Raw genomic sequence first — 12,148 nt, 5'->3', positions numbered from 1 at the left:
GGGGCGACCTTGGCCGCCCCTCCGCTGAAGCCTGAAGCCGCCCTAAGCCTCCCCCTGCCCCCGCAACGCCGGCACATACTGCATGTCGGTCCCGCGGATATGCTTCACCAGCCAGGTGGAGAGCAGGTTGAGCAGTTGCATCCCGTGACCCCGCTCGCCGGAACGGTAGCGTTCGATCCCCTCCTCCACCTGGCGGACGAACTCGCCGTGCAGCCGCAGATGGTCGGGGTCGTGGTAGCCGGCGCGGGCCATCGCCGCCTCCTCGTCGCGGAAGTGGGTCTTGGTGTAGTCGCACAACTGCTCCAGCACGTCCCCCACCACCTGCGCCCCCAGGTCCTGCTTGAGGGCGGCGTTGAGGCGGTTGATCAGCACCACCAGCCGCCGGTGCTGTTCGTCGATGGCGGCGATGCCGGTCTCCAGGCTGGCGCTCCACTCCACCGCCGGCGCCACCCCGGAGAGCCGCCGCTCCAACACGGCGACGGACATCCCCCCGCCGTCGCCATGCCCGGTGCGGAACTGGCCCATGATCGCCTCCAGCTCGTTGGCGATCTCCCGCGACAGCCCCTCGGAGACCTGCGCGTTGCGCTCGCTGGCCGCGGCCAGGTGGCGGGCCACCCCGGCCAGCTCGTCGATGCTGCCGCTCATCTGGCCGGAGGTGGCCGACTGCTCCTCGATCGCCGCGGCGATGGTCCCGGTGCGCGCCGCCACCCCCTCGCTGGTGGCGACGATCTCGCGCAGCGCGTCGCCCGCCTGGTGGATCAGCCGCACCCCCTCCTCAACGCCCTCCGCGGCGCGCCCCATCGCCACCATGGAGTGGTCGGTGCCCTGCTGGATCGCCTGGATGGTGGCGCTGATCTCCTCGGTGGCCTTGGCGGTCTTCTCCGCCAGGGTGCGCACCTCGTCGGCGACCACCGCGAAGCCGCGCCCCTGCTCGCCGGCCCGCGCCGCCTCGATCGCCGCATTCAGTGCCAGCAGGTTGGTCTGGTCGGCGATCTCGTTGATCACCCGGGCAATCTCACCGATCTCGGCGGACTTCTCGCCGAGCCCGGCGATCACCCGCGCCGACTCGTCGGCACCGGCGCGGATCGCATCCATCCCCTCCCGTGCCCGCTCCACCGCGGCATTGCCCCGCCCGGCCAGCTCCACCGCCCGGCCGGCCGCGGCCGAGACCTCGCCGGCGTTGCGCGCCACCTCGGCGATGGAGACGCTCATCTGCGACATCGCCGAGGCCATCTCCGCCGCCTGGGCGGACTGGCGAACGGTGTCCTGGGAGGAGTCGTCGGCGCTCAGGTAGATCTCCGCCGCCGAACTGGAGACCTGATTGCTGACCCGTGAGACCCGGCCGATGGCATCCTGCAACTTGGCCACGAAGCCGTTGAAGGAGCCGGCGATCTGCCCCAGCTCACCGCCCAGCCCCTCCTCCATCCGCGCGGTGAGGTCGCCATCGGCGATCTCGCGGAACTTGTCGCGCAGCAGCTCGATCATCCGGTTGATCCGGCTGCCGGTCACCACCATCACCACCACCCCCACCAGCAGGCTCACCACCAGGGTGGCGATCACCACTTCGATGGTACGGTCGCCGGTGGCCAGCAGCCCCTTGCCGATCGCCGCCGCCCGCCGCTGCTGCACCGCCATCAGCTCCGACAGCCGTCCCTCCACCTTCTCCAGCAGCGGTCCCAGCTCCTTGCGCACCAGATAGGCGTCGGTGCGCCACTGCTCGCCGGAGTGGATCTCCACCATCCGCGCCACCGCCTTGAAGTACTCCGGCACCAGCCGATCCAGCTGCGCCAGGGAGTCCTCCTGGTCGAGGGTGAGCAGCGCCTGGTGGCCACGCAGCCGCTCCAGCAGCGCGCCGATGTTCTCGCGGTTCTGGGCCACCTCCTTGAGGGTGGATTCCGAGCGGAACGAGAGGTAGGCGCGCACCGCGTTGACCAAGTTCGCCCAGCTGTAGCGCAGGGCGTGCAGGGTATTGGCCAGCGGCGCCCGCTCCGCCGAGACGTTCTCCTCCTGCTCGGAGAGGATCATCTGGGTGAGGTTCTGCTGGATCTGCTGGTTCAGCGGGTTGATGTTGCGGGCCGAGAAGGCGAGCGCCGGCAGGTTCTTCAGCTCGTCGCCCGCCAGCTCAAACATCCGCCCCTGGTAGCCCTTGAAGCGCTCCACGTCGGCGGTGATGCCGTCGAGCAGGCGGGCGCTCTCGCCGTCGGTGGAGACCATCCCGCGCAGGGCGGAGAGCTGGCGCTCCGCCTCCGCCAGGGCCGAGAGGCACTCCTCCTTGTGCATCGGCTCCTTGGAGAGCAGGTAGTAACCCAGGGCACCGGTGGCGCGATTGAGGGCGGAGCCGATCGCCCCGGAGGCGACGATCGCCGGCTGGATCCGCTCCACCATCCCGCCCGCCTGCTGGTTGATGCGCATCAGGCTGAACAGGGTGTTGAGGGCGGAGGCGCCGAAGGCGACGATGAGAAGGGAGAAGCCGCCCCAGACCAGGGCGCGGATCGAGATTTTGTGCGACATCGGCGGGTCCCTCATATGGTGCGTAACCGGTCCCGGATCGTTCGTTATCATTCATGGGACCATCCGAGCGGTCCCGTCGTGGGGATTACCCCCTGGAGAGTACGGACCTCGACGCCGGCCCCTCCCCTTCGGGGGGCACCCAATGGTCGAGCGCCGCCCTACACTAGAGGAAGAACCCGTCAAATATCCATAGAAAACCAGGAGCCCACCCTGCGTATATCCCGATGATTGCCAATGGTTTTCCCCAACAACGAGAGGAGCCCCCAGCGATGGAGCTGATCATCATCCGCCACGGCCGCGCCGAGGAACGCGAGGTGTTCGCCGAAAGCGGTCGCCCCGACGGCGAGCGCCCGCTGACCGACGAGGGGCGCCAGCGCCTGCGCGCCGCCCTGCCCGGCCTGAAGCGCGAGCAGCCGACCCTCGACGCCATCCTCGCCAGCCCCCTGACGCGGGCCCGCCAGACCGCCGACGAGATCGCCGCCGGCTACCCCGACGCCCGCCGCCTGGAGGTCCACGAACTGGTCCCCGGCTCCCCCCCGCGGCGACTGGCCGAACGGCTGTCGCGGGAAGGGCTGGTGGGTGGCGCCATCGCGCTTGTCGGCCACGAACCGGACCTGGGCGATCTGGTCAGCTGGCTGCTCTGCGGCAGCGTCCCCGGTTTCGCACCGATGAAGAAGGGCGCCGCCTGTGCCCTCGACGTCTCCCCGCCGATCCACCCCGGCTGCGCCACCCTGCGCTGGTCGCTTTCGGCGGCGCAACTTCGTAGAATCGGTGGCGGGTAAGAACCGACCAACGACTGCCGGACGGCGCCGACCGCCCCCTTCGAAGACAGATAACAACAATTAGAAAATGACATGACGCACGTTCTGGTCGTCGAAGACAACCACGCCCTGGCCAACATGGCCAAGGCGCTGATCGAGAGCACCTGGGGATTCGAGGTCCACGTCGCCCACAGCCGCGCCGAGGCGAAGTTGATCGTCGGCGACAATCCGCAGCGCTTCACCGCGGCGCTGCTCGACCTCAACCTCCCCGACGCCCCCAACGGCGAGGTGGTCCCACTGCTGCAGGCGACCGGCATCCCGATCGTCGTGCTCACCGGCTTCTACGGCGACGAGCTGCGCAAGCGGATGACCGCCCTCGGGGTGGTCGATTACGTGGTCAAGAACGACCTCTCCGCCTACCAGTACGCCTGCGGGCTGGTCGGCCGGATCCACCGCAACCGCTCGATCAAGGTGCTGGCGGTGGACGACTCGCCGAGCGCCCTGGCGGTGATCCAGCATCAGCTGGAGGTACAGTGCCTCAAGGTGTATACCGCGGCCGACGACCGGCAGGCGCTGTCGCTCTTCCATGCCCACCCCGACATCCGCCTGATCATCACCGACTATCACATGCCGGAGATGGACGGCTTCGAGCTGACCCAGAAACTGCGCGCCACCCACAGCAAGGATCAGCTGGCCATCATCGGACTCTCCAGCAGCAGCGACAACCGCCTCTCGGCGCGCTTCCTGAAAAGCGGCGCCAACGACTTCATGATCAAGCCCTTCGGCTACGAGGAGCTACTCTGCCGGGTCAACCAGAACCTGGAGATCTTCGAGCGGATCGAGGAGATCCGCGACGCGGCCAACCGCGACTACCTGACCAAGCTGCACAACCGCCGCTACTTCTTCAACCACGGGATGTGCCGCTACGAGCAGGCGAAGGAGCTGGACACCCCGCTCAATCTGGCGATGATCGACATCGACTTCTTCAAGAAGGTCAACGACAGCCAGGGCCACGACGGCGGCGATGCCGCCCTGCGCCACATGGCCGGGCTGCTCAACGACGCCTTTCCCGACGAACTGGTGGCGCGCTTCGGCGGCGAGGAGTTCTGCGTGCTGATGGAGGGGCTGCCGGAGATGGCGGCGACCCGCCTGGAGGCCTTCCGCCGCACCGTGGAGAGCACGCCGGTGAACTACGACGATCACCGTTTCCCTTTCACCGTCAGCATCGGGCTGGCCCATGAGCTGGAAGACAATCTCGATGCCATGCTCAAGCGGGCCGACGCCAACCTCTACCGTGCCAAGGAGGAGGGCCGCAACCGCGTGATCGGCAGTACCCCCGTCGAGGCCTTCGAACGCCCGGTGTGAGCTGGAGAAAAGAGAACATCCCACGCAAAGGCGCGAAGGCGCAAAGCGTAAGAAAAAGGGCCGGCACGTCTCCGACATGCCGGCCCTTTTTTTCGGAACACGCGATTTGATCCATCGACCACTTTGCGCCCCTGGTTACGACGCTCCGCGTCCTGGTTACGACGCTCCGCGTCGTAACCCACAACCCCGGACGCTCTGCGTCCTGCCGAACAGCACACCAATCGACCACGCCCGCCCTCCGTTCAACACGACGCAGAGCATCAAAAAAAGACGTTTCCACGCAGAGCGTGGGTACGAGACCCAAACCGCAGGCCGGGGCGGTAGCGCCGATCTGCGGTGACGTCTCCCTCTCCCCGCCTCAATCATTCGGCGGCGTGGCGGAGATGCGGTGAATGGTCAGGTCGGCCCCCTCGAACTCCTCCTCCTGGGTGAGGCGCAAACCACCCATCGCCGCGCGGATCAGGCCGTAGACCACGAAGCCGCCGACCAGGGCGATCGCCACTCCGAGCAGGGTGCCGACCAACTGGCCACCGAAGGAGACGCCGCCCATTCCCCCCAGCCCCTTCAGACCGAAGATCCCGGCGGCGATGCCACCCCAGGCGCCGCACAGCCCGTGCAGCGGCCAGACGCCGAGCACGTCGTCGATCCGCCAGCGGTTCTGCACCACGGTGAAGAGCCAGACGAACATCGCGCCGGCGACCACCCCGGTGACCAGCGCCCCCAGCGGGTGCATCAGGTCGGAGCCGGCGCACACCGCCACCAGGCCGGCCAGCGGGCCGTTGTGGATGAAGCCGGGGTCGTTCCGGCCGACCACCAGCGCGGCGAGGATGCCGCCGACCATCGCCATCAGCGAGTTGACCGCCACCAGCCCGCTGATCCCCTCCACCGCCTGGGCGGACATCACGTTGAAGCCGAACCAGCCGACGGTGAGGATCCAGGCGCCGAGGGCGAGGAAGGGGATGTTCGACGGCGGGTGGGCGTAGCACGCGCCGTCCTTGCCGTAACGGCCATGGCGCGGCCCGAGCAGCAGTACCGCGGCGAGCGCGATCCAGCCGCCCACCGCGTGGACCACCACGGAGCCGGCGAAGTCATGGAACGGTGCGCCGAAGGTCGACTCGATCCACCCCTGGACGCCGTAGTTGCCGTTCCAGGAGATCCCCTCGAACAGCGGGTAGACCAGCGCCACCACGACGAAGGTGGCGGTGAGCTGCGGCCAGAAGCGGGCCCGCTCGGCGATGCCGCCGGAGACGATCGCCGGGATCGCCGCGGCGAAGGTGAGCAGGAAGAAGAACTTCACCAGCTCATAGCCGTTGCGCTCGCTGAGCACCGGCGCCGGATCGAGGAAACCGACCCCGTAGGCCACCGCATAACCGATGAAGAAATAGGCGATGGTGGACGCCGAAAAGTCGGTGATGATCTTCACCAGGGCGTTGACCTGGTTCTTCTTGCGCACGGTCCCCACCTCCAGAAAGGCGAAACCGGCGTGCATGGCGAGCACCATGATGGCGCCCAACAGGACGAACAGGACGTCGATACCGGACTGCAAACTCTGCACTGATGCTTCCTCCGCGAAAAATTGCGCCCAAAGGAAGCACGAATCACGCCACACGCACCACAACATTACATTTCATGGGATTATGAAAATAGCTCCCGCCCCCAATTGATGCGATTGCACAATTTACGTGCATATCCACCATTAGTTGCCCCATATTTGCGCATGCAAAACACGAAGAACTACGACGGCTTCGGACAGTGGAATCCCGGAAGCGTGTGCCAGCCGAGATGCCCGGTTGCCTTGATGGAGGGTGCTTTTCTATACGAAGGACAAGAAGAGCGCGTTGGTTTCCACCCCACTCTCTTCCCGTGCCTTTAGGGGTGTGCCTTCGCTCGACACGGCGCCCGCAGGGCACCCTATAGGGCGCCCTGCGGGCGCCGTGTCGAACGAAACAGCCGCTGACAAACCCACTCAGGACAGGCAAACGATACACAACGCCTGCGTATTCAAACGGGCGGCCCAAACACTTCAGACAGATGGAATATCAGTTGGCGCCGAGCAGCGCCTCGAAGCGCTCGGCCGGCAGCGGCCGGGCGAGGTGGTAGCCCTGGGCGGCGTGGCAGTGGTGGCGCAGCAGGAAGTCGAGCTGCCCGGCGCTCTCCACCCCCTCGGCCACCACGTCCAGCTCCAGGCTCTGGCCAAGGGCGATCACCGCGCGGACGATGGCCGCATCGTCGGAGTCCTCGGTGAGCTCGCGGATGAACGACTGGTCGATCTTCAAGGTGGTGATGGGGAAGCGCTTGAGGTAGTTGAGCGAGGAGTAGCCGGTACCGAAGTCGTCGATGGCGATCGATATGCCGTGGCCGCGCAGGGCCTTCATCACCGCGATCGCCTGCTCCACGTCGGCCATCAGCATGCTCTCGGTGATCTCCAGCTCCAGTTGGCCCGGCGCCACCCCGGTCTCGCCGAGGATCGTCATGATCTCGTCGACGATCCGTGCGTCGCGCAATTGGCGCGCCGAGAGGTTGACCGCCACCCGCAGATCGGCCCCGAAGCGGCGGTTCCACCCGGCGGTGCGGCGACACGCCTCGGTGAGCACCCATTTGCCGATGGGCAGGATCAGCCCGGTCTCCTCGGCGCAGGGGATGAAGTGCGCCGGGGAGATCGGCGCCTCCCCCTCCCGCGGCCAGCGGATCAGCGCCTCCATGCCGATCATCCGTCCGTCGGCGATGCGGAACTTGGGCTGGTAGTGGAGTTCGAAGGCGTTCTCGCGCACCGCCCGGTGGAGGTCGTGGATCAGTGCCAGGCGGTGGTTGGCGCTGGCGTTCATCTCCGGGCGGAAGAAGCGGAAGGTGTTGCGGCCGCTGCCCTTGGACTGGTACATGGCCAGGTCGGCGTGCTTGCTGATCTCCTCCACCGTCGCCCCGTCCTCCGGGTAGAGGGCGATGCCGATGCTGGCGCCGATGTGGATCTGCCGCTCGGCGATGTGGAAGGGTTGGTGCAGCACCTCGAGGATCTGCTCGGCCAGGGAGCCGACCCGCGCCGGCTGTTCGAAGTCGCCGATCAGCAGGGTGAATTCGTCGCCGCCGAGGCGGGCGACGGTGTCGGAGCGCCGCGCGCGCTCCTCCAGCCGGCGCGCCACCTCCACCAGCAACTGGTCGCCGGCGGCGTGGCCGAGGGTGTCGTTGACGTCCTTGAAGCCGTCCAGGTCCAGGTACATCAGGGCCAGCGACTTCGCCGAGCGGCGGCACTGCTCCAGCTGCTGATGCAGCTGGTTGTGGAAGTGGATGCGGTTGGCCAGCCCGGTGAGGGAGTCGAAGTTGGCTTGGCGCCAGATCAGCTCCTCGGTCCGCTTGCGCTCGGTGATGTCGGAGAACACCGAGACGTAGTGGACCACCTCGCCGCGGGGGTTGCGGATGGCGTTGATGGTGAGCCACTTGAGGTAGACCCCGCCGTCCTTGCGCCGGTCCCAGATCTCCCCCTCCCAGTGGTCGGTCCGCAGCAGGGACTCCCACAGTTCACGGTAGAAATCGGCGCCGTGGCGACCGGAGGCGAAGATCTTGGGGTCCTGCCCGATCACCTCCTCGGGGAGATAACCGGTGATCCGCGAGGTGGCCGGGTTGATCGAGACGATCCGGTTGTCGGCATCGGTCACCACCACCGCCTGGTCCATGGTCTCGAAGACCCGTGCGGCCAGTTCCAGCCGATTCTCCTGGTCGACCTTCTCGGTGATGTCCTCGAAGAAGGCGAAGTAGCGCCCGCCGCGCACCTCGGCGTAGGTGGTGACCACCTCCACCGGCCACACCGTGCCGTCCTTGCGCCGATGGGCGGTGCGGAAGCGGGCGAAGCCGTCGCGGCGGATCTGCTCCAGGTGGGCGGTGGTATCGGCGGCGCTCTCCAGCGCCTCCAGGTCGGGGACACTCATCGTCAGCAGCTCGTCGCGGCGGTAGCCGGACTGGCGCACGTAGGCGTCGTTGACCTCCATCAGCCGCCCGCCGGCGCCCACCGCCCAGAAACCGAGCCCCGGGGTGCTGATCGCCGCCTCGTAGAGCTCCAGCCCCTCCTTCAGGCGCGCCTCGAAGCGCTTGCGTTCAGTGATGTCGCGCACCACGCCGAAGAAGACGATCCCGCCGTCAACCTGACACAAGCGGGCACTCACCTCCACCGGCAACACCGACCCGTCCTTGCTCTGGTAGGCGCTCTCGAAGGTCGCTAGCCCCCGCGCCATCACCTCTTTCGTGCGTTCCGGCACGAGGGCGGCGAACTCCGCCGTATCGAGGTCGAGCACGCTGCGCCCGAGCAGCTCCTCCTTCTCGTAGCCGAGCCGCCGGTGGAACGCCGGGTTACAGTCGACGATGACCCCGCTGACATCCACCACCACCACGCCGTCGTTCATCTCGGCGAACAGCAGCTGCGGGATGGCGTGGGGGGAGTCGAGACGTAGCGGGGGTACCGGACGGGTCACGGAAGCGCTCCACGGGCGAGGCATAAGGACAAGTCGCTGAAAATACTCTTTCGATCGGGAGAAATAAACCGACTACGCCGGTTGAGAATCGGACCACATGCGGCCCGCCGCGCCCGCGGGACAGGCATCCGATCCGCCGCGGGACCGGCCGGGGGAATTCGCGCTACAGCGGGGCGGCCGATTTCCCTACCATTCCCCCACGTCCCCGCCATCGATGAATCCGTCGACGCCGTTTCGGAGTACCTACAGCAAACACCCGCACCCGCGGCACGAACGCCCACCCACGGAACCCGCACGATGAACCGACGCCACCTCTCCCGCCTGCTCCTGCTCGCCCTGATCGCCGCCGCGGTGGCGCTCTTCTTCGCCCTCGATGTGGGCCACTGGCTCACCCTGGAACAGCTCCAGGCCCAGCGCGGGCGGCTGCTGGAGCTCTACCACACCCGGCCGGCCGCCTTCGTCGCCGGCTACATGGCGCTCTACATCGCGGTCACCGCCCTCTCGCTGCCGGGCGCCACGGTGATGACCCTGGCCGGCGCGGCGGTGCTCGGACTCGGGATGGGTGCGCTGGCGGTCTCGTTCGCCAGCACCATCGGCGCGACGCTGGCCTTCCTGGTGGCCCGCTTCCTCGCCCGCGACTACGTGCAGGAGCGCTTCCGCGAGCGGCTGGCGACGATCAACGCCGGCATCGAGCGGGAGGGTGCCTTCTATCTCTTCACCCTGCGGCTGATCCCGATCTTCCCCTTTTTCCTGATCAATCTCGCCATGGGGGTGACGTCGATCCGTACCTGGCGCTTCTTCGTGGTCAGCCAGATCGGCATGCTCCCGGGGACCCTGGTCTACGTCAACGCCGGCACCCAGCTGGGTCAGCTCAGCTCGCTCTCCGGCGTGCTCTCGCCGGGGCTGATCGCCTCCTTCGCCCTGCTCGGTCTCTTCCCGCTGGCCGCCAAACGGATCGTGGATTGGTTGAAGGGGCGGCGCGCCTACCGTGGTTTCACCCGGCCGCGACGCTTCGACCACAACCTGGTGGTGATCGGCGGCGGCGCCGCCGGGCTGGTCAGCGCCTACATCGCCGCCGCGGTGAAGGCGAAGGTGGCGCTGATCGAGCGCGAGCGGATGGGCGGCGACTGCCTCAACACCGGCTGCGTACCGAGCAAGGCGCTGATCCGCACCGCCCGCTTCCTCGCCGAGGCGCGGCGGGCCGAGACCCTCGGGCTGAAGCGCGCCGAGGTGAAGTTCGATTTCGCCGAGGTGATGGAGCGGGTGCAGCGGGTGGTCGGCCAGGTGGCCCCCCACGACTCGGTGGAGCGCTACACCGGCCTCGGCGTGGAGGTGATCCAGGGCGAGGCGGTGATCCGCAGCCCATGGGAGGTGGCGGTGGGGGAGCGGATACTGACCACCCGCGCCATCGTCGTCGCCACCGGCGCCCGCCCGGCGGTGCCGCCGCTGCCGGGGCTGGAGGGGAGCGGCTACCTCACCTCCGACACCCTGTGGGGGTTGCGCGAGCGGCCAGCACGGCTGGCGGTGCTCGGCGGCGGCCCGATCGGCTGCGAGCTGGCCCAGTGCTTCCAGCGGCTGGGCTCGCAGGTCACCCTGATCCAGCGCGGCCCGCGGCTGCTGCCGAAGGAGGACCCGGAGTTTTCCGCACAACTGCGCGAACGCTTCGAGGCGGAGGGGATGAGGGTGCTCACCGGCCACGCCGCCCGGCGCATCGAGGGGGAGGAAGGGAACCGGGCGGTGGTCTGCGCAGCGGGCGAGGAGACGGTACGCGTCCCCTACGACCGGCTGCTGATCGCCCTCGGCCGGCGGGCCAACGTGGCGGGGTTCGGCCTGGAGGCGCTGGGGGTGACCCTCGCCCCCGGCGGCACCGTGGCCAACGACCCCTTCCTGCGCACCCGCCTGCCCAACCTCTACGTCTGCGGCGACGTCGCCGGCCCCTTCCAGTTCACCCACACCGCCGCCCACCAGGCGTGGTATGCCGCGGTCAACGCCCTGTTCAGCCCGTGGAAACGGTTCCGCGCCGACTACTCGGTGATCCCCCGGGTCACCTACAGCGACCCGGAGATCGCCCGGGTCGGCCTCAACGAGGAGGAGGCGCGGGCCCGCGGCATCCCCTATGAAGTGACCACCTTCGACCTCGCCGAGCTGGACCGCGCCATCGCCGACGGGGCGGCCGACGGCTTGGTCAAGGTGCTCACCGTCCCCGGCCGCGACCGCATCCTCGGCGCCACCATCGCCGGCCCCCACGCCGGCGAGCTGATCGGCGAATTCGTCACCGCCATGCGCCACCGCCTGGGGCTGAACAAGATCCTCGCCACCATCCACCCCTACCCCACCTGGAGCGAGGCGAACAAATACGCCGCCGGCAACTGGCGCCGCGCCCATGCACCGGAGCGGGTGTTGCGGGTGTTGGAGGGGTATCACCGGTGGCGGCGGGGAGGGGAGAAGGTGAAAGGTGAAAGGTGAAAGGTGAAAGGTGAAAGGTGAAAGGTGAAAGGTGAAAGGTGAAAGGTGAAAGGTGAAAGGTGAAAGGACCTTTGTCCGGCGGTATCTGCTCCTCAGGGCCAAGGCAATCGGAAAGGCGCCGGCCGATCCAGATGACAAAGGAGCTGCGAATGCGGGTCTGCTCCGGGGGCGCCGAGCCAACCGCGCAGGGCACGAACCGCCTGTAGCACGTCGGCAGGGGAGCGGAATGTCGTTTAGTTACCCGTAGGGCGGATTAGCGACAGCGTAATCCGCCGGGAACGAAGGCACCTACGCCGGAATCCGCCCCGATTCTTGCGGATTACGCGATCGCTGATCCGCTCTACATTCAGAGAGCTGTTGTCAACTCAATGACATTGGGGGAGCAACCGTTCTCCAACCGGAAGAGGGCAGCGGCCAGACTCTTCATGGGGACCGACTCCTCTTCCGTGTGGCGACGCTCCTCCAAGACCGGTTGGCGCAACGCGGGACGATGGACCTCCAGGCCACCGGGAGCCGGCTCGATCAGTTGACCGACCTCCACCCCCCGCAGGATTCCTGTAGGCATGGCACTTCGCACCATCGCGG

General features: G+C 67.7%; 6 protein-coding genes and 1 pseudogene. 3 read left to right on the top strand and 4 right to left on the bottom strand.

Annotated features, from left to right (window positions below; genetic code table 11):
• Positions 1-42: 42 nt before the first annotated feature.
• A complete protein-coding gene (locus tag ACYQ2W_RS23545; RefSeq protein ID WP_459872954.1) occupies positions 43-2,511 on the bottom strand; it encodes a bacteriohemerythrin in 2,469 nt (822 codons plus the stop codon).
• Between the two features lie 269 nt (positions 2,512-2,780).
• Here ACYQ2W_RS23545 and ACYQ2W_RS23540 point away from each other — a divergent pair, with 269 nt between their 5' ends.
• Together ACYQ2W_RS23540 and ACYQ2W_RS23535 are read left to right on the top strand one after the other, a co-directional pair.
• Positions 2,781-3,293 (top strand): SixA phosphatase family protein, encoded by a 513-nt coding sequence (locus ACYQ2W_RS23540; protein ID WP_459872952.1) that lies wholly within the window; start codon positions 2,781-2,783, stop codon positions 3,291-3,293.
• A gap of 72 nt (positions 3,294-3,365) precedes the next feature.
• Positions 3,366-4,637, top strand: coding sequence for a diguanylate cyclase (locus ACYQ2W_RS23535; protein WP_459872950.1), 1,272 nt, complete (start codon positions 3,366-3,368; stop codon positions 4,635-4,637).
• Positions 4,638-4,995: 358 nt separating this feature from the next.
• Here the strand turns inward: ACYQ2W_RS23535 and ACYQ2W_RS23530 are convergent, their stop codons facing one another.
• Both ACYQ2W_RS23530 and ACYQ2W_RS23525 read right to left on the bottom strand, forming a co-directional pair.
• Positions 4,996-6,192, bottom strand: coding sequence for an ammonium transporter (locus ACYQ2W_RS23530; RefSeq protein WP_459872948.1), 1,197 nt, complete (start codon positions 6,190-6,192; stop codon positions 4,996-4,998).
• A gap of 484 nt (positions 6,193-6,676) precedes the next feature.
• Positions 6,677-9,097: a sensor domain-containing protein gene (locus ACYQ2W_RS23525; RefSeq protein ID WP_459872946.1), complete on the bottom strand. Its 2,421-nt coding sequence runs from the start codon at positions 9,095-9,097 to the stop codon at positions 6,677-6,679.
• Between the two features lie 297 nt (positions 9,098-9,394).
• Here ACYQ2W_RS23525 and ACYQ2W_RS23520 point away from each other — a divergent pair, with 297 nt between their 5' ends.
• Positions 9,395-11,563, top strand: a complete 2,169-nt coding sequence (locus ACYQ2W_RS23520; protein WP_459872944.1) for a dihydrolipoyl dehydrogenase family protein — start codon at positions 9,395-9,397, stop codon at positions 11,561-11,563.
• Between the two features lie 346 nt (positions 11,564-11,909).
• On the opposite strand, the pseudogene ACYQ2W_RS23515 reads toward ACYQ2W_RS23520, so the two are convergent.
• Positions 11,910-12,148: pseudogene (locus tag ACYQ2W_RS23515) on the bottom strand (hypothetical protein); the annotation flags it as partial.

This window comes from Endothiovibrio diazotrophicus, assembly GCF_054657215.1.
The sequence above is the reverse complement of the archived record's forward strand: the minus strand, read 5'-3'. Positions and strand labels throughout refer to the sequence as shown.

Excerpts from the sequence above, each read along its gene's own strand:
- ACYQ2W_RS23540 (WP_459872952.1), top strand. The coding sequence starts at position 2,781 with ATGGAGCTGATCATCATCCGCCACGGCCGCGCCGAGGAACGCGAGGTG.
- ACYQ2W_RS23535 (WP_459872950.1), top strand. The coding sequence starts at position 3,366 with ATGACGCACGTTCTGGTCGTCGAAGACAACCACGCCCTGGCCAACATG.
- ACYQ2W_RS23545 (WP_459872954.1), bottom strand. The coding sequence starts at position 2,511 with ATGTCGCACAAAATCTCGATCCGCGCCCTGGTCTGGGGCGGCTTCTCC.
- ACYQ2W_RS23520 (WP_459872944.1), top strand. The coding sequence starts at position 9,395 with ATGAACCGACGCCACCTCTCCCGCCTGCTCCTGCTCGCCCTGATCGCC.